Origin of the sequence: Anaerocolumna xylanovorans DSM 12503, from assembly GCF_900143645.1 — a bacterium.
GTDB lineage: Bacteria > Bacillota > Clostridia > Lachnospirales > Lachnospiraceae > Anaerocolumna > Anaerocolumna xylanovorans.
Genome location: NZ_FRFD01000003.1, coordinates 1,019,681 through 1,038,922, shown reverse-complemented (window position 1 = coordinate 1,038,922; position 19,242 = coordinate 1,019,681). Strand labels below are relative to the sequence as shown.

11 protein-coding genes and 1 tRNA gene are annotated in these 19,242 nt (G+C 40.1%); 3 read left to right on the top strand and 9 right to left on the bottom strand.

From position 1 onward, the window contains the following. Nucleotides 1-6: 6 nt before the first annotated feature. The gene (locus BUF11_RS04350) at nt 7-717 is read right to left on the bottom strand and encodes a hypothetical protein (protein ID WP_073587527.1); all 711 of its coding nucleotides are present in this window, start codon (nt 715-717) and stop codon (nt 7-9) included. A gap of 63 nt (nt 718-780) precedes the next feature. Then, nucleotides 781-1,062, bottom strand: coding sequence for a hypothetical protein (locus BUF11_RS04345; protein WP_456297806.1), 282 nt, complete (start codon nt 1,060-1,062; stop codon nt 781-783). A gap of 740 nt (nt 1,063-1,802) precedes the next feature. On the opposite strand from BUF11_RS04345, the gene BUF11_RS04335 reads away from it, so the two are divergent. Together BUF11_RS04335 and BUF11_RS04330 are read left to right on the top strand one after the other, a co-directional pair. Beyond that, complete coding sequence (locus BUF11_RS04335) at nt 1,803-2,024, top strand: helix-turn-helix domain-containing protein (protein WP_073587524.1); 222 nt, start codon at nt 1,803-1,805, stop codon at nt 2,022-2,024. A 130-nt stretch (nt 2,025-2,154) separates the two neighbouring features. Next, nucleotides 2,155-3,501 (top strand): tyrosine-type recombinase/integrase, encoded by a 1,347-nt coding sequence (locus BUF11_RS04330; RefSeq protein ID WP_073587523.1) that lies wholly within the window; start codon nt 2,155-2,157, stop codon nt 3,499-3,501. Between the two features lie 155 nt (nt 3,502-3,656). Here BUF11_RS04330 and BUF11_RS04325 read toward each other — a convergent pair. From BUF11_RS04325 to BUF11_RS04295, 7 genes are all read right to left on the bottom strand, one after another. Beyond that, a tRNA-Ser gene (locus BUF11_RS04325) sits at nt 3,657-3,743 on the bottom strand. Nucleotides 3,744-4,038: 295 nt separating this feature from the next. Further along, nucleotides 4,039-5,016 carry a DNA polymerase III subunit delta gene (gene holA / locus BUF11_RS04320; protein ID WP_073587522.1) on the bottom strand — a complete coding sequence of 326 codons (978 nt, stop codon included), beginning with the start codon at nt 5,014-5,016 and terminating at the stop codon, nt 4,039-4,041. A gap of 210 nt (nt 5,017-5,226) precedes the next feature. Further along, complete coding sequence (locus tag BUF11_RS04315) at nt 5,227-7,041, bottom strand: ABC transporter ATP-binding protein (protein ID WP_242952308.1); 1,815 nt, start codon at nt 7,039-7,041, stop codon at nt 5,227-5,229. Between the two features lie 24 nt (nt 7,042-7,065). Next, on the bottom strand, nt 7,066-8,814 hold the full coding sequence (locus BUF11_RS04310; protein WP_073587521.1) for an ABC transporter ATP-binding protein: 1,749 nt from the start codon (nt 8,812-8,814) through the stop codon (nt 7,066-7,068). 173 nt (nt 8,815-8,987) lie between these two features. Further along, on the bottom strand, nt 8,988-9,566 hold the full coding sequence (locus BUF11_RS04305; RefSeq protein WP_073587520.1) for a xanthine phosphoribosyltransferase: 579 nt from the start codon (nt 9,564-9,566) through the stop codon (nt 8,988-8,990). Between the two features lie 93 nt (nt 9,567-9,659). Continuing rightward, the gene (locus BUF11_RS04300; protein WP_073587928.1) at nt 9,660-10,841 is read right to left on the bottom strand and encodes a YibE/F family protein; all 1,182 of its coding nucleotides are present in this window, start codon (nt 10,839-10,841) and stop codon (nt 9,660-9,662) included. A 121-nt stretch (nt 10,842-10,962) separates the two neighbouring features. Then, a complete protein-coding gene (locus tag BUF11_RS04295; RefSeq protein WP_073587519.1) occupies nt 10,963-16,989 on the bottom strand; it encodes a CehA/McbA family metallohydrolase in 6,027 nt (2,008 codons plus the stop codon). A 449-nt stretch (nt 16,990-17,438) separates the two neighbouring features. On the opposite strand from BUF11_RS04295, the gene BUF11_RS04290 reads away from it, so the two are divergent. Further along, nucleotides 17,439-19,148: a flavin monoamine oxidase family protein gene (locus tag BUF11_RS04290; RefSeq protein WP_073587518.1), complete on the top strand. Its 1,710-nt coding sequence runs from the start codon at nt 17,439-17,441 to the stop codon at nt 19,146-19,148. The last annotated feature ends 94 nt before the right edge of the window (nt 19,149-19,242 follow it).

Sequence of the window (19,242 nt, the reverse complement as noted above, 5' to 3'; positions counted from 1 at the left end):
GCCCTCCTATAGCGATAACGGATTGGCAATAAAACTGCCAACCATGCTGGTAAACAGGCGCAGACACCATGCATTCATAATAAGCAGAAATACCTGCCCACCGAACATCCGGCACCAGCTTTTGAAAATATTACTTGTCGTCTGTGATGCCCCCATAGCAAAAGCAACTGGAGCGGTATAAACCAAGACACCCAGCAGGACGTAACGTTCAGCCGCCTCAAATAGAAGTTTTACATAATTCCATGCGAGAATCAGAACCAGTATCAAAGCAATCAGTGCCACGGCACCATTTGCACATACTCCCACAATCACAAGTACAACAGAGTTAAAATCCGAAAAGCTCAGTGGCGGTAAGTCCGCATCCAGAACCCATTGATAGGGCGTTCCTCCAATATCCAGCACGATGTTTACAATTTGATCGGAAAAATACGCCAGCAGAATAAACAAAACAGACCGAAAACTAAGCTTTACCGGATCTTCTGCTTCGATTCCAATACCTAATCCGAAATTCTTAAAAAGCTGCCAAATCCAATTGAGAAGAATCAAACCGATTGCCAGTGCCACAAAGACCTTATACATCGTCTCGGCTGCTGGGAAATAGCTCAGGAATGTATCCATATTGCAGCCCAAAGCTCCCAAAACCGAGGTTGTAATCAAGTCAAGTCCATACATTACCTGTTCGGCAATCCAGGATACAATTCCGTCTAAAATGCCCATTCAATCACTCCTTTCGCCGACGGCAACTTGATAGTCATAAGACTGCCAAGCCTGCTATTGTGATTAACCATTCCACTTACCGTCTGAGAAGAACGGGGTAATATAAGCCATGATAAAGCCCAACCCGTTCAAAATAACCCATGTAATACAAATTCGCTTGAGCCATGCCCGGCTTTCATCCACCGTTTTCCCACTCTTTGAGAAATTCATTAATAGCAACGCTACAGAAGCGGTAACAATTGCCGCAACAGTGGAAATGAGAACAATCTGGCCGTACACATCCTTCATGATCTCTTTGGCTTTTGACCATACGTCTGTCGCAGCAAAAGCCGGTTGACAGAACATAGCGGATATACTCAGCGTCAGAAAGACCGTATAAAGGATTCTGCCATAGTTTATAGTCCGTTTTGGCGCAGACTGTGGGGAATAAATCGTTTTTTTCAAGATTTCATACCTCCTGTGATTTTTCATGATTTTGGTCCGAAAATACAAAAGCAGCACCTGCAAAATTTCTGCCAAGTGCTGCTTTCATAGCGGTAAAGATACCGCTGGGCAATAAAAAAACACCTCAATCAAAAGGTGCTGGTTTATTCCCATATTCAGTTTTGGGTGAATCTTTGAGCATGTTCAGTATAGCATATGGGAATTTGCGTGTAAATCGCAAAGCTCTGCCACTTTCATTTCTTTTCACGCCATTTTACTGCCATTAAGATTATCCAGAAAAATTTGTACCAAGAGTTTCAAATGATATTTTTGAATGGCACAGAAAAAATAAAAATAATTTTTCTCTTTTGCAGAAATTGCATACATAACGCTATGTTTATCAGGTGTAAGGACAAGCCCCAAGCTGACCTTACACCTGTTTTTGTACCTTGACAATTTCATAGCACCCCATCGGAAGTTATACAGGTTTTGCGGACAGTGTGCCAGGATGCTAAATCGGCAGAGCACGCCCACGGATGAAACAGCGCATAGCGCATCCTGAAAAGACGCGGTCAAAATGAGCGCAGGAAATGGACCGATGTGGGTGTATGTCCAGAAAGCTTAGTATATCGGCTTTTTGAAAATGTAGAATGGAGGAGAAAATGAAAAGACAATCCTTATATAGTAAGCAATCCTTAAAGAGGCTCAGTGAATATCCTGATGTTCTGACCGTGGAAGAAGCAAGTGAAATTCTGGGTGTATGTACCAAAACAGTTTATAAGATGATTAAAAAAGGCGACCTGAAAAAGCAAAACGTCGGGCGCCTTTTTCGTATCCCTAAAAGTTACATTGTTGCCTACCTTGGCATTGAAAACAAAAAATAGCAACGCCCATCTCATGGCACGAATCTGGCACGAATCTGGCATGAGTTGTTGTAGTTTGCTATCGAAAAGTAGTATAATATAATATGTCAATGGTAGGTGGAATAACCGCTGAAAGGAGTAATGATTGATTATGTTAGCGGGACATCTACAAGAAAAAGGCGGAAAATATTATGCCGTTTTGAATTGCAAACACCATGACGGTAAACGCTTTCCAAAATGGGTTCCAACCGATTTACCAGTAAAGAAAGGAAACAAACGACCAGCCGAGAAAAAACTAGATGAATTTCGAGTCCTTTACAATGAATATGGAGAACTGATTTCAGAGATTGAGGAAATAGTCTCTCCGTCGATTCTGGAGCAAAGCTGTACTGTTGTATCTCACACCGGTGATATGCTGTTTGCGGATTATATGCTGTACTGGCTCTCCTACAAGGAAACAGAGGTTGATCCGGTAACCTTTGCGGGATATTGTGAGTCGGTTGAAAATCATATCTACCCGTATTTTAAAGAACTCGGCCTGACATTGTCACAGTTAGAGCCCAAACATCTCCGTGAATACTATAGGTTTGAACGTATCGGAGACCCTGAACATGGGAAAGGCAGTAAAAAAGGAACTACTGTCGTACACTACCATAGCAATATTCATAATGCACTGGAAGTGGCTATGGGAGACGGATTAGTAGGAAAGAACGCCGCCCACAAGCAGCGCCCCAAGACGGATAAATTCGTTGGCAGCTTTTATCTTCCAGAAGAGGCAATGGAGTGTATACGACTGGCAGGAGGTACCTGGCTGGAACTCGCGGTTCTGTTCGGTCTGTTCTATGGGCTTCGCAGAAGTGAAATCGTTGGACTGAAGTGGCAGAACTTTGACTTTGACCGAAACCTGTTTACGATTGCCCACACCGTCACGACATTCCAGCGCAAAGGTCAAAAAAGAGTATGCTATGCAAAAGACAAGGCAAAAAATAAATCCAGCATGAGAACGCTTCCGCTTATCCCCTTATTCCGCGATAAGCTATTGGCCATGAAGGAACAGCAAAAAGAACACCGCCGGCTGTTTGGCAATTCCTACAACCGTAAATATCTAGGGTATATTTATGTCAATGAAATCGGAGAACTCATCAAGCCGGACTATATCTCATCAACCTTCAAAAAGTTCCTGGAAAAGAACGGTTTACGGCATATCCGGTTCCATGATACCCGGCACAGTTGTGCGAGCCTGTTACTGCGAAACGGAGTCTCTATGAAGGAAATCCAAGCCTGGTTGGGACATAGCGACTATGGAACCACTGCGAACCTTTATGCACATCTGGATATGGAGGAATCTATGCTGGTATCCGCAGAGCGATTGAGCACCGGTCTGTTCGGGGCATTACCCGGACCGACACCCGATCCAGGTAAGCCTAATCAAAGTGCTGGGAAAAAGGATGAAGATACGAAAGAGATAGTAACCCCGTTGCGCTTAGTCGCAATATAGTTAAGTAGAATGGAGGGATTTGTAATCGCTTCCCAGAAGGAATATGATACCCGGAGGGTCAACAATGGTAAAATTTAAAAAGGAGTTATCAGTGTTAACTGACAACTCCCTCCGTAACAATGGGCTACCTCTCAAAGCACACCCATTGGGATGTTTGGCGGAGAGTTAGGGGTTCGAACCCTAGGTACCACTGGTACACTGGTTTTCGAGACCAGCTCCTTCGACCACTCGGACAACTCTCCATTTTAATTTTTTAATCCGGACTCATTTAGACGATGGTACCACATTCCATCTAAGTCCAAGAAGTAGGAAAGAAAACTGGAAAGAAACACGAAAGAAAATGTTTCAGTCAAAATCCAAAAATCCAGTATTCATGCGGTGTTGGAGTTACCAAAGTTCCACGAAAACTATTAGCTTTCGAGTCAAGCTCGTTACGGCCTCTTCGATACATCTCCAAATATATAAATCATTCTTCACCGATACGATGTATTAGTTAAAGAAGAATTGATCTCTCAAAATAAATTAAAAATTTCTCTGCTAAGCAGCGCTAAACTTGACAATTATTAATTCTACTGCGATGCTATCCTGCATTTTTCCTGTTTTTACCTGTTCTTCCAGATCGATACAGCAGGTAAGTGCTTCTTTCAGGGTCTTTTCTGTAAAGTTCTTGCATTGGGTTACATACTTTCCGATAGTAAATGGCATTAAACCCGTCTTCTCGCTGATAGAATTGTTATGAAAGCCTAATGAAAGCAAATTCTTTACCTGAAGAAGTATATTAAACTGTCTGGATACCAGAAACATGATAGACATTGGTTTTTCTTTCAATGCCAACAAATCATAATACAAATCCAAAGCCTGCTTCTGTCTCCTGTTTCCGATCGCTTCTACCATAAGAAATATCTTACCGGATATCTGTGAGGTACATACCTCCTCAATATCCTGGCTGGTTACAATGTCTCTGTCACCGGTGTAACATATCAGCTTCTCCACCTCATTGCTGATATTATCCATATCTGTTCCGGTCTTGCCAAGAAGATAGAGAATGCTTTCTTCCGTAATCTTCTTTTGTTCCTGCTTTAAAAGAGTGGCAATCCAAAGCTTGAGATTAGCCTCATCCATGCTGCTCATTTCCGATATGGTGCCGCAATCCTTTACTGCCTTGTAAAGACGGTTCCTTTTATCTACTTCTGCTTCCACAAAAATAATATGGGTAGTCTCCGGTATTTCTTTGATATAATCCGCTAAGTCACTTTGGCTCTTAAACAATCCGCTGTTTTCTATTACAATAAGACGCCTGTCACTGAAAAAGGGAAGGGTTTCTGCTGCCGCTCTCACCTTTAAGGTGTCTATTCCTTTTCCTTCAAAGTAGGAATAGTTCATCTCATTGCTATCTGCAAGAATAGCAGTTCTTAATTTGTCCTTATACAGCCTTTTCAAATAGCCCTCTGTACCGTATAAGAGATATACCGGTTTAAATTGTCCAAGCCTGATATGTTCTTTGATATTTTTCATATTAATCCCTATGCATATCGCAGGCTTGCCTGCGATACTGCCCAAATAGAAATTGAAAAATGCACCGCATTTTTCAAATCAGACCTCACAGCTCTGTGCTTTTACACATTTTCCATCCGTTTAATTTGTGGCAACCTAATATATTTTACTAAGAAATACCGTTATTGGCAAGTCCTAATTTTAATATAATTGGATATGGTCCTTTCTTTTCTATACAAATTGTGAAGAATACATCTGATAATAGAATCCCTTCTTATCCATAAGCTCTGCATGCCTTCCCTGTTCCACTACATTTCCGTCGTTCACCACCAGAATAAGATCTGCATTTCTAATGGTTGACAGCCTGTGGGCGATGACAAAACAGGTCTTATCCTCCATAAGTTTGCGCATGGCAGCCTGTATCTGGATCTCTGTCCGGGTATCTACATTTGAAGTGGCTTCATCCAGTATCAGAATCTTTGAATCCATTAGCATTGCCCTTGCTATGGTTAAGAGCTGCTTTTGCCCCTTTGACATATTGATACCGTCTTCATCCAGGATTGTGTTATAACCATTGGGCAGTTTTTTAATGTAGGAATGGATTTTGGCAGCCTTGGCAGCTTCCACAACCTCCTCCATGGTAGCATTTTCTTTTCCATAGGCAATATTTTCAAAAATTGTTCCATGGAATACCCATGTATCCTGTAATACCATCGAATAAGCTCTTCTTAGGCTTTTTCTTGTGACTTCTCCTATGTTTTGACCGTCTATGGTGATATTGCCGCTGTTAATATCGTAAAAACGCATCAAGAGATTGATTATCGTTGTTTTTCCCGCTCCTGTGGGACCAACGATTGCAATCAGATTTCCCTCCTTTGCCTCCATATTAAAATTCTTTACTATGGTTTTGTCTTTTAAGTAACCAAAGGTTACGTCCTTAAGAATTACCTTCCCCTTTTCTACCTCTAAGTCTTTTGCCTCCGCTGCATCTGTTTTCTCAGGTTCTTCATCCAGTATCTTAAATACCCGCTCTGCAGCCGCCGCAGCCGACTGAAGCTCACTGACAATATTTGCTGCTTCATTTATAGGCCCGGAGAACTTTCTGGAATAAAGAATAAAGGAAGAAATACTTCCCAGACTTAGGTCTCCTAACAAGAACAGTACAGCTCCAAATACTGTTACTAAAGATAAAGAAAGGTTATTAATAAAATTAACAGTCGGACCCACAATACTACTATAGTAGTCCGCGTTATAATATGCCTCAATAGCTTCATTATTAATCGTATCAAATTTATCCTGAATTACTTCTTCTCTTGCATATGCTCTGATAGTCTTTTGACCTGATACCATCTCTTCTACAAAGCCGTTTAGATTTCCGAGTTTCTCAGACCTAATCGAAAACAGGGGTCTTACCCTTCCCGACATATAACGGGTATAAAGAATAGAGAGCGGAATAGTTACAAGCATTACAAAAACCATAACTGGCGATATCATTATCATCATTATAAGAGAACCGATAACGGTTATGACGCTGGCCATTATCTGAACTACATCTGTAGACAGCGAGGTGCTGATAACATCAATGTCATAGGATATACGGCTTATAATATCTCCTGCCTGCCTTGTATCATAGAAGTTAACCGGCAGTTCTGTAAGCCTTGTAAATACATCGTCCCTCATCCTTCTTGTAACCTTCTGGCTGATATGCAGCATCACAATACTTAGCAGATAGGAAAAGAGAGCAGAAAAAACGTATAGTATTATCATAAGACTACCATAGTAGAAAACCTTTTCAAAGATTACTTTTCCTTTGCCGGGCTCAATTGCATCAATGGCATACCCTGAAAGCATGGGGCCAATGAGCGCAAGTATATTCCCTATAACCGTAAGCAGTATCGCAAGTATTATCTTCCACTTTTCCTCCATAAGATACCGGCTAAGCCGTTTTATCACAGCCTTTGCATCTTTCGGTTTTTCTTTTTGCACCTTTTCCTGTTTATTCAGCTTTGGTTTTTTTATAAAAGAATTACTCAATTTATTATTCACCGCCTCTTCTATCCTTTTATTGGGCTATTCTCCCATTTGTGACTGGTATATCTCACTGTAAACAGGACAGCCGTTTAATAATTCTTCATGCTTTCCATACCCAATCATTTTTCCGTCTTCCATAACCAGAATATGATCCATACTCATTATTGAACTTATCCTTTGTGCTATCATAATGGTAGTCGTATTCTGATAATGTTTTCGCAGTGCTATACGTAAGTTAGCATCCGTCTTATAATCTAAGGCACTGGAGGAGTCATCCAGTACCAGTATTTCAGGTTTTGCAGCCAGGGCTCTGGCAATTAACAGCCGTTGCTTTTGCCCGCCGCTTAAATTAGCTCCCTTAATGGCAACAGCATATTCATAACCGTCTTTTTCTTTTGTTTTCAGTTGATCAATGAAGTCTGCCGCTTGCGCATCTTTGGCCGCTTCTACTATTCTATCCCTTGTAATATTACGGTTAAAATCAATATTACCGGCTATGGTATCGGCAAATATCACATCATTCTGGAACACTATACCGAACTTTTTCCTTAAGTTCTTAAGGGAAAAGCTCTTAACATTTTTTCCGTTTATATAGATGGCACCCTTCTCTATGTCATAAAACCGCAAAAGAAGGTTTAATAAAGTGGTCTTCCCGGAACCCGTGGCTCCTATAATACCTAAAGATTCTCCTTTTTTTATCTGAAAACTTATACTTTCTACATTTGTAGACTCATCTTTTTCGTCCTTTTCTTCCTGCTCCTGCGGATAGGAAAAGGTAACATCATGAAAAGAGATATGGGAATCCGATTCCTTTTCTTCTTCCAGCTCTTCACACACCTTTAAATCCTCTTCCATATTCAAGACAGCAAATATTCGGTTTGCAGAAGCATTTGCTTTTGATATGGACACAAAGATTCTGGTTATCATAAGCATCGCATTCAGAATCATTGTAAAGTAGGAAAGAAACGCAACAATTTTACCGACTTCGGAAGCACCGCTGTTAACACGGTATGCACCTATTATAACTACCAGCGTAAGTCCTCCATTAAGCAAGAGATTCATAACCGGATTGATTGCAGCCATGGTTGCCCCGGCTTTTAATTCATTGCCTGCCACTTCTTCATTTGAACTTTTAAAACGCTGCTTTTCATGCTCTGATTTGGATAATGCTTTGATAACCCGTATGCCATTTACATTTTCCCTTACAATACGAATCATTTTATCAGCAGATGCCTGACTCTTGGAATACAAAGGAATACCTTTTTTGGAAACTATGTACACAGTTATACCAAGCAGAGGAAGAATCCCTACCAATACCAGAGTAAGCACTGGCTCTAAGGTAAAGGTTAGTATTGTACCGCCAACCAGGATTATCGGTGCCCTCACGCCAAGTCTCTGCATCATACTGACCATTTGATGGATATTGTAGGTATCGGAAGTCATTCGGGAAATTAAAGAAGGGATGGAGAAGTAATCTACCTGTGCGCCTGAAAGCTGCTCTATCTTCTGAAACAAGTCATGGCGGAGCCTTTTTACGGTATCTCCTGCTACTCTGGAAGCCATCCGGTTGGCAGTAATATTAAATTCTCTGGCTCCTATCGACAGGAAAAGCATTAATACTCCCCATAAAAGAATGTATTTGATTTCCTTTAAGGGTATTACCTCATCGATAATATATGCCAGTACCCATGGAAGCCCCAAGTCCATAAAAGTTCCCATAACTTTTATCAAAAAGCCCAACAGCATACGAAGTCCATATGGTTTTATGTAGGTAAATATATGTTTCATAGTGCCCTCTTTTCCCAGGGTGTCTTAAAAGTCAGCTTAGCCAGTCATGAGATTGGAAGACTTTTGAGACACCCACATTGATTCAATCTACGGTTTGTTTTACAGCAGCAAAAAAGCAAGCATAAAAAATCCGCTCTTTTTATCGAAGCGGATTTTCTTGTCTCCTAACAACTCTATTCACGAAATTCAATGGTACCGTTTTCAGCGTTCATGCTTTCGACAATAGCCAGGGATTCAAGCCTGACTCCCATATTGCGAATTAATTCTCCACCGCTTTGGAATCCTTTTTCAATTACAATGCCGATGCCTTCAACAGCTGCACCGGCACTGCGCACGATATCGATTAATCCGGCCAGGGCACAGCCATTTGCTAGAAAATCATCAATTATAAGGATTCTGTCTTCAGGGCTTATAAATTTTTTGGAAACAATGACATCATAAGTTTTTTTATGGGTAAAGGATTCGATTTTAGCAGAATATACGGCGCCGTCGATATTGATACTCTGCGCCTTTTTTGCGAATACAACAGGAACTTTGAAATATTGAGCTGTAATACAGGCAATACCGATACCGGAAGCCTCAATGGTAAGTATTTTATTGATGGGATATCCTTCAAAAATCCTTTTGAATTCTTTTCCGACTTCGTTTAACAGTTCTATATCCATCTGGTGGTTTAGAAAGCTATCCACTTTTAGCACATTCCCACTTTTTATAACACCGTCTCTTCTAATTCTGTCCTGTAGCAGTTTCATCTTATTGCAGCCTTTCTTTATGTATAATTATTTCGAAACGTTTACATTGATTATACAATAGAAAGTTTGTGATTACAATTCCTTTTCAAAAATTTAAAATGCCTTTTTATTTTCCAATACTGAGCTTAACCAGGCCACAATGGGTACCGTAAGAATGATTCCGATGCTGCCGGCTATTCCTCTTATAATTTCTATTGCAATAATATCTGTATTGATAAGCTGCGAATAGGGAATCCCATAGGAATACATCATCAATAGCAGATTGAGGGAAGAACCGGTAAAAGCAAGGATCAGCGTATTGGTCATGGTTCCCATGGCATCTTTTCCGATATTCATACCGGAACGGAATAATTCTTTGGTAGACTGCCTGGGATTGGCCTCCTTCAATTCATGAATAGAGGAAGCAATACTCATGGCAATATCCATTACTGCTCCAAGTGAAGCGATTAATATGCCGCAGATTAAAAGGTTTTTTACCTTTAATCCCTCCTGGGAAGCAATCAGAACCAGGTTTTCTGCTTCTTCCATCTGAAAACCGGTTATATGACCGACTATCCCTGCAAAAAGTGTCAATAAGCCAGCAAGACCGACTCCCGTAATTGTCCCGATAGTAGCCGATATTGTTTTTACATTAACTCCGTCCAGCAATATAAAGCCTATGATTGTTGCAAATATAATCAGTCCTATGGTTACTGTCACAGCCGGATATCCTAACAGCAACAATGGCAGGAGTATCTTTATAACCATAATCAGGGTAAGCCCCAGGCTTATAAAAGACATCAATCCCTTTCTTCCTCCTATCAGGCACAGGGACAGGGCAAAAAGTCCTACAAATCCGTAAATGAAATAGCTTCTATCATAATTGTACACCGAGAAATTAGTTCCGTCTTCATACACAGTTGCCCTTACAATGATTTTACTGCCTTCTTTTACATAAACATTAAAAAGTGTACTTAAATAATTTTCTATTGTCTGGGTCTGATCCTTGTAAGGCCCTTTTGTTATTTCAATTGTTATAACCTGGCTTCCCCTTCTAACGCCTTCTGTTGTAGTATCCTTTTGTGTATTATCCTGTAATACTTCTACAACTTTTGCAGGATAGTATTTTATATTCTGCTCTCCGTTTTGAAGTTTTTTGGAGGGTATCAGAAAAGAGGCTGCTAATAAAATGCCTGCTGCAACCACTAATGCAATAACTCTGCTTAACTTTATAAAATTATTGTGATTCTCTCTTTTTGTTTTATCTGCTTGGTTTGTTTTTTTTACTTTTTCCATTCTGTTATTATTATTGTTCCTTTCCCTATGCAGGCAAACATTTGACAGACCGGAAAGAAGCAAGAAAAATGTTTCTTTCCGGTCTGTATAAATTTAGTGCATCAATGATAGCATATCAGGATTACTTCACAATCTTTACCTTAATCTTGTTTGTAATGTCCTTGATTTTTGCGGTTATGGTAACTGTTCCCGCTTTCTTAGCTTTGATTATACCATCTTTTGTAATCTCTGCAACATCCTTTTTATTGCTGGACCAGGTTATCTTTCCCTTTATTCCGTAAGTCTTTGCCTTAAAAGTAAAGCTTTCACCAACAAGAAGTTCATCCTTTTTAGCCGTAAGCTGGATGTAAGGTTTTTTGACTGTTACCTTTGTTGTAAAGGTCTTTGTCTTTCCGCCTATTGTTACAGAGGTGGTTATTACAGCTGTTCCGGCTTTTTTAGGGGTCAGCTTGCCCTTTGCTGAAACAGTAGCGATGTTTTTGTTCTTAGAAGTATATTTGTATACTGCCTTTGCACCTGTGGATACTTTAGGTGATATATACGCAGTATTGCCAAGGTATAATACTTTTGTTTTTGCTACGGTAATCTGCCCTGTGGCATCAGCATTGGTCATATTCGGCTTTTGTGTTAATACCAAATAACTTGAGCAATGACTAATAGGCATCTTGAGGTAACCATTTTCATCTACTTTCGTTTGAACAAGAGATTCCAAGCTTATTTTGCTTCCTGCCTGGGTGTTTTCTTTCATGTAATAAATATAAACTGTTTTGTTAGGTTTAAGGCCTTCCACATCCCCTACATAAGCTGTTACCTGTGCTGTACTCGGTAAAATTCCGCTATGATGGAATTCAAAGACTGCACCTTCATTGTTACTTCCATTTACGTAAGGTGCAAGATTAGTCATCAATTCTTTGTCTTCTTTAATCTTCTTTACCTGTAGGCTTAAGTTAACATCGGTTGATTTTTCCTTAGAGGAGGAAAGGTCACTTCCTGCAAATTCCCAGCTGTAGCCGTTCTTGCCTGAACCGATTTCAAAGGAAACCGATTTTCCTGCTTTTCTTGCTGCCTCAAAGATATCAGCAGATACGCCTATCTTATCCAGTTGAACCGGCTGTGCGGTAAGTACATTTTCAGGAATATCAAGCTGTAATTTAACTTCTTTTACGGAAGCATCATTTACCTGCTTTAATATAGTGTCGGAAAATGTATTAACAGTAAGTAACATACTATTTCCGCCAGAAGTAGCTTCTGTAACAACTGCGGATAAAGCATCCCAGGAAATGCTGCCTTTAACGGTAGCTGTACCTGAAGTATTGCTTACCTTATAATTTGATATCTCTACAACTGTATTTGCCTGGCTTAACTTACCGTTCTTATCATAAGTTAATTTAGCCGTTACTTTATTACCTGTAGCGCTGTCACCTGTTACGATTTCTTTTTCTGAACCCATAACTTCGCCGGTGGTCAGGCTGTAGCTGGTCTTTACTGTGCTTGTTACGGTGTTTCCGTTGCTGTCTGTTGTTTTAGTAACATTCGTTACAACTTTGGCATTTTTATCTTTATCGATTTCTGTATTGTTGTTAGAATTCTGTCCGGTGCCGGTATTTGTGCCTCCAGTTGTCTGATCTTTTACAGACTGGATTTCCGAGCGGTCTCTTACTCTTAAACGCTCTCCCTCTGTATCATAAGAAACAAGTCCGACGGCACTGATTTTATTACCGACAACAGCAAGCTTTTCAAGAGATTCTGATGAGGTGTTGGAATAAGTAATATAACCGTCCACAAATATTCGGGCTTCTTTTTCGCTGCTATCCTTTACCTTAATGGTTTCAACAACACCATTCTTTAAGGTGACATCCGTTATCGTTCCGGTTACTTTTACAAGCTTTCCGCCGTTTGTTTCATAATCCATGGCGTCTTTTGCTGTCATAACGGTTGGTTCTAAGGGTTTCTTTGCAGTGTCTGTAACACTTGCAGCAATAACTCTTAATTCCTTATCGCCCAGGTACTGGTCCAGATATCCGGTTACCTTAACCTTCTGCCCTACTTCGATTAATCCTTCATTAATAGGGAAGATGTTAATACCACCGGTAGCATCCTGAATGTAAATAGTATCAAAGAATGCGTTTCCAGTTACCGTACCAGCAGTTACAATACCCTCTGCTGTATAGATATCTCCCATTTTCCCTTTTCTGATATCTGATACAGTAGAAACCGGGAGCTGCTTCTTTACAGAATCCATGATATTAGTAATAATATTTTTGTTGGCATAGGGTAAATCCCAGTTGTTGTCAACAACTGCTTTTACTTCAAAATCAGACATAAAGACAGTGCTTGATACATAAACCTTACTTCCGCTGTCAAGAGTCTCTTTGGCCAAAATAATAGCATTTCCTTTTTCAATTGGCGTATATTCACTGTCAAATTTTTTACTATCAGTAGAATAGGTTGTCGGATGTCCCTTTACCAGGTAATCTGCCTTGCCTGCCTTAACAGAATCCGCATTTAAAAGTACAGTGCATCCGCTGTAGGCACTGTATTTCTGCCCTTCTACTATACCATTATTTTCAGGTGCGCTACTGTTAAAATCACTTAGATATAAACGGTAATTTTGTCCGCCATTATCATTGTCATCCATAGCTTCATCACTGTTTATTTTGGTTGTTGCGCCGATTGCTGCCAGCAGCTTGTTTATTTCTGTTGAACTTTGTCCGTCTGCTGTATCCTGATAGTCAGCTATACCGCATAGGATAAGTGGTTTGCCTTGTTGGGTATAGCTCTTTACCAGGTTAATGAACTCATCCTCAAAATGTGATACCTTATAATTTTTATCGGCCTTTTTGGCTGGTGCTGAAATAATCAGCAAATTGCAATTCTCCAGTATTTCAGCAGTCATCTTGTCTTTTACCACAGTTACCTTGACATTATCATCTGCAGCTATTTTAGAAAAGTTGCCCATATTGTCAGCGTAATACCCTGTAACATAATCGTTGGAATGGGTACCATCAATAACAACATTGGTTATCATGGATTTATCCACATACTTAAGACTAAGTACATTTTGGTAAATTTTTTCTACTCCGTCTAGTTTTGCTTTTACTGTGACACGAATGTTAACAGTTCCTGCTGTCGGATTCGTGTAACTAAACTGATAGGCGGCTTTGGTATAAGGGCTTACCTTACTTATACCCGCGGTCTTTAAATCAACGGTATGGATTACATTATTGTCAATGGAGTACTCCATTGACTCAATTTCTAAGTCCTTACTCTCATTATTATAAAGTTCCGTACTAATATCCAGAGCTTCATCCTTGGTAGGAAGTGTTGCTGTAGTAGAGATATTTGAAATACCTGCTGCCTCTACCTTTCCTACCCAGACCGGTGCAGTAACAGCAATATTCTTATCCGGTTCTGTTACACGGATATAGTAATAGGAATAATCTGCCGGCAAGGAGAATTTCACGGTTGCTTCATTAGTAGTTACATTCTGCTGTGCAACACTCAATCCGCCGTTTACAATAACTTCTACCTTTCCGATAGCAGCATCTGTAGGATCCTTTAATTTAACGCTGATGTTTGCTTCTTTCGGTTTTTCATCCAGTATGGTACCCATGACTTCGTCATTTAAGGTATACTGAATCGAAAGATCATTGTCCTCTGTTGCGTAAATTCTTAGATTTCTAAGTGCATCATAGATGTTATCTCTGGTCAGGCTGTCTGCTAATATACAGGTTCTCGCCGTATTGGCATCTCCCCAGTAGCCTTTATGGTTATCCTGATTATTTGTAGGTGCAACATGCCAGCCTTTATCCAGGGCTCTGGTATAATACTCATAGGATGGAAAATATCCGGCACTTCCTATGGCGCCCTCTCCGTTTCCAACTTCAACCATGTTAATCAGATTATCTGTCTCCACGTCATAGTGGTCAAAATCACTGAAATCACCAAAAGTTGTACCAGGGTGATTGAACTGGCTGATGGACTGCGGTTGTGTCTTTAAGGTTGTATAGTAATTGCTTAAAGCAGTAGAATAGGTGGTGTAAGCAGTCTGTGTACGGCTTTGGAAGCCATTCGTATCAAAGGTATTAATATGTCCAAGGCCATTTGACCAGGTCATTTCAAAACCATAGATACCAACAAAGGTACTGTCAGTATATTTGTCGGCTAATGTGTGCCCTTCAACCCATTCACTGCTTACGCTGCCGTCCGCGATACTTGCTTTATCAGCATTGTCAAAGGAATTGGAGTGGTCGGTAACAGCTAAAAAGTCAATCTGCTTGGCTGTGTTTTTAGCATAGTCAAAAGCCTGGTCACAGCTGCCTGCTCCGTCGGAGTAATCGGTATGGGAATGAAGCTGTCCAAAATATACATTATATTCTTCGTTTAACCTCTGTGTATATTTGAATTCACTGGTTTCACTGTCTAAACAACCATTCTTTTGTGCTTTAGCGTAAATGCTAACCGGGAAACTTGTAAGAGTAATATTGTCTGTATCATTATAGACTTTCCAGTTGGTTCCGTCGGTGGAATAAAGAATTTTTGCACCATCGGTATCACATTTTAAGCTTACCTTTGTCCCGATAGCCTTTGCACCGCCATTGGGACTTGCTGTAACAGTAGCCACCTGAAGCTGGCTGTAATTCTTACTGATAACAAGACTGTCCGTTAGTCCGGCTTTTGCTGCATAAGCAGTAACCTTTACCGGAAACTTTGTAAATACAGGCTTGTTGCTGCTGTCATAAAGGTTAACGCTGCCGTCATCAAAGGAATAATAAATCTGTGCTCCTGCTGTTTTTGAAGTTATCGTTATCTCCTGTCCCAAGGAACCCTTTTCTTCTGCCGGCAGAATTGTAGGACAAGCGGCAATGGTACTGGAAATCACAGGACTGCCGGTAATTTTAATATCACTTAAGTAATTGGTTCCGCTGCCTCCGATAGTACCGCCATTGGCAGAAGTGGTATCAGCCACCTGTAATCTTATGTATAAATTATCTGCATTATTGGCATCTGCCGGAAGAGTTAATGAAAAGCCTTGTACAGTTCCATCTTTTGTTATGGAAAATAAGGAAGAAGAGCCTTCCTTATAAGCAGAACCGTCCGTACTGTAATATACTTTAAAATTCTTTGGCCCGGTGCCGGAACTCCTTAAATTACAGTTAAACTGAATATTACCATACAGTTTAGAACTTAATTGAATCTGATAATAGTCTCCTGCCACAGCGCCTGTCTTACCAAGCTTTGTGTTAGCAGCAGATAGTTGTGGTATTTTACCGTCTTTATAAGTTAAGACTGCATTTGTATTCAACTGGTCGTTTGCAGCAGCTTTATCTGCATAGACAGTCGCTGTTGTTATCGGACCACTGCCGGACCACGAAGCCATGGGCAGTACAACAGATGTATCTACTCCTGAATCAGTGGAGGCTATAACATAATCCGAAGAGGTTGCATTGCGTAATTGATAGGTAGTATTAAATTTTGACCATACAACATAAAGGTCAACGGTACTTCCTTTCTGAATGCCAGCCGGGTAGGGAGCAGCGTTATACAATACGGTGGTCCCGGTAGCATCTGAAATGGCAGTATTAGTATTTCCGCTAGTGGTTGTTACATCCCCGAGTGTTACATTCTTAATCAGTACATATTCTGACAGATAGTTGTCACCGCCTGCTTTTAACTGGCTTATTGTAAGCTCCTGCGGCGCTAAAGGTGTGCTAGTTGAAAGAACGTTAGAAGCAGTTATATCCTGTAATTGACGAACACCGGAATAATCTTTCAAAGTACCTGTTACTGAAATAATATCTCCCGGGTTATAGGAAATGGCACTGTTTTTATCAAATACCTGAAGGCCTACAATTTCCCCATTAATAACATCCTGAATTATTAAATTATTCAGTGCAGAGCCTTTATTGCCATAACAGGCAGTAACTTGCCCTGTTACGGTAATGCTGCTTCCCGTAACCGTATAGGCATCTCCTACTGATATGGCTCCGCCAGTAATAGCTTCCGGCGGAATAGGGTCCTGAACTCCTGCCAGTGTCTGGATGCTTGTTTGTTCTTCTGCTTTTGTATACATCGGCTGAAGCGGTGTAAAAATCGTGACAAATAAAAGAACAAATACTGTGAATAGTGACACTTTCTTTTTTAGCATAAAATCCTCCTTAAAAAAATTATATAATAAATATTGGTAAATGAATTTCTCATCTATCACCTTTATTATCCCATCTCACTATAAATTCGAAAAATATCATATTTGTATAGTATGTACAATAAAATTACCACATAATGGATTCATTGTAACAAATCTACGATACATCGAAAAGGACATTTGTCGCTTTTGTTATATTTCTTTTCTTTTTATAAATATTTTTGTGCGATTATTCAACTAATGCATTAAATCCATTGCGTATCAAAATAACAATATATACTTAGTTGTTTTACTAAGCATGATACTTTCGCAAATTTTATGTAAATTTTACCAATGAATAATATAAGACACCCTAATGAACAAAAGGAAATAGGGATTAGGCAGAGTATATTAAGAATATTTTCTATTATTTTTTAATACATTACAGTAAGAAAAAAAACGGGTTTCACTCTATGGCAAATACGCAGACAGGTCCTGTCATAAATCCGACAGATACCCAAAGATATCAGATGTTAGCAACTGCTTTAAGCAATGCAGGCAGGTCAGAGGATCTTGAAAATATTATAGAATTGCTGAATCCGCCGCCGGATGTAACTTCCTATGTTTCTCCCGGCGATTTTAAAGATTTAAAAATAGGTATTATTGGTGCCGGTCTTGCCGGTATGGCAGCGGCCTTTGAGCTGCGTAAAACAGGGGCTGACATTACAATCCTTGAGGCAAATGAGCACCGCATCGGAGGAAGGGTTTATACTCATTATTTTGACAAGTCCAGAAAATATTATGGAGAATTTGGTCCTATGAGAATACCGGTGTCACATGGAACTACCTGGCACTATATCAATCTGTTTCATTTGATAACCATGCCTTCTTCTGTGCGCAATCCCAATAATTTTATCTATTCCCACAGCACCAGAATACGAAAAGATGCCGACGGAGCAAATATAAAGGAATATCTTTATCCTCTGTATAATCTGACGGAGGCCGAAAGAAACACTCCCTGGAATGATCTGAATGACTATGCCTTCTCCTATATATTAAAAGAACTTTCGCCTGATGTCCGAAGAGAGCTTCTTCAAATATTACCGGACTATTCGCCACAGCTTCATCCCTATATTAACCGCAGTATACGTCAGATATTGGAGGGGCTTGGACTAAGCCAGGCAGCTATTACTCTCCTTGCCAGCGTCGATTCCCTGACAGGGGACTCTCTGGCAAGCCACTATTTTGAAAATTTGAATGAAGAATATTCCCTGGATTACATGAATATCTACCGGATTTCCGGAGGGATGGAATACCTCCCCTATGCATTTTATGATTCTCTTACAAATCCCCTTCCGAAAGAATACAGCCAAAGTCCTGATACTCTTGGAAGCTGCAAGATAAAATTCGGGCATTATGTAACGGGTATTTATCAAAAAGACAGTAACTCCATTGTACTTCGTTATGATACTAAAGCATCAAAGGAGGAAACGGAGGAATTCGATTATGTTGTATGTTCCATTCCTTTTTCCATGTTGCGTACTGTAGATATCAGACCTTTCTTTTGCAATCAGAAAATGCAGGCAATCAGAGAATTGAATTACTACAATGCCGTAAAATCAGCATTCCTATGCAAGCAAAGATTTTGGGAGGAGAATGCCGATTATGGCAGGATTAACGGGGGATTTTCAACCACTGACCTGCCTATACGTTCTATTTTCTATCCGACAGACCATCTGTACTGTACAGATGAAATAGACTGTTCTCCGAATGAGCCGGGAGTACTTACAGCTGCCTACAATATTGGTCTGGATGCAGTAAGAGTTGGTGCATTTAATGATAAACAGCGATTTGCGTATATTAAAAGAAATGTGGAAGAAGTTCATGGACTTCCCGAAGGATACCTGAATAAATTAATTTCAGAACATAAAACGATAAACTGGAACGAAGAACCCTATGCAAAAGGAGCTTTTACCTCAGATCTCCCAGGGCAGCTTCTTAATTTCGGATATGAAATTCTTCTGCCGGAATACAATGACCATATATTTTTTGCAGGTGAACATACTTCTCCAAAGCATGGATGGATGCAGGGAGCATTATACAGCGGCATGCTTGCGGCAAATTTTCTTGCCTTTAACAAAAACAATCCGGTTTATCTGGATCCTGACCATGAAAGGGGCTGATTTAAGCCCCTTTCATACTTATCTTCTCTTTGTGCCTGCATAGGAACACACGCCTCCTGCCACATTAACAACCTGTATCCAGCTATGGTCTTTG

What these genes read in the sequence shown, in the direction of transcription:
- BUF11_RS04310 (WP_073587521.1), bottom strand. Translation starts at nt 8,814, where the DNA reads ATGAAACATATATTTACCTACATAAAACCATATGGACTTCGTATGCTG.
- BUF11_RS04330 (WP_073587523.1), top strand. Translation starts at nt 2,155, where the DNA reads ATGTTAGCGGGACATCTACAAGAAAAAGGCGGAAAATATTATGCCGTT.
- BUF11_RS04305 (WP_073587520.1), bottom strand. Translation starts at nt 9,566, where the DNA reads ATGAAACTGCTACAGGACAGAATTAGAAGAGACGGTGTTATAAAAAGT.
- BUF11_RS04295 (WP_073587519.1), bottom strand. Translation starts at nt 16,989, where the DNA reads ATGCTAAAAAAGAAAGTGTCACTATTCACAGTATTTGTTCTTTTATTT.
- holA (WP_073587522.1), bottom strand. Translation starts at nt 5,016, where the DNA reads ATGAAAAATATCAAAGAACATATCAGGCTTGGACAATTTAAACCGGTA.
- BUF11_RS04335 (WP_073587524.1), top strand. Translation starts at nt 1,803, where the DNA reads ATGAAAAGACAATCCTTATATAGTAAGCAATCCTTAAAGAGGCTCAGT.
- BUF11_RS04345 (WP_456297806.1), bottom strand. Translation starts at nt 1,062, where the DNA reads ATGTTCTGTCAACCGGCTTTTGCTGCGACAGACGTATGGTCAAAAGCC.
- BUF11_RS04300 (WP_073587928.1), bottom strand. Translation starts at nt 10,841, where the DNA reads ATGGAAAAAGTAAAAAAAACAAACCAAGCAGATAAAACAAAAAGAGAG.
- BUF11_RS04290 (WP_073587518.1), top strand. Translation starts at nt 17,439, where the DNA reads ATGGCAAATACGCAGACAGGTCCTGTCATAAATCCGACAGATACCCAA.
- BUF11_RS04350 (WP_073587527.1), bottom strand. Translation starts at nt 717, where the DNA reads ATGGGCATTTTAGACGGAATTGTATCCTGGATTGCCGAACAGGTAATG.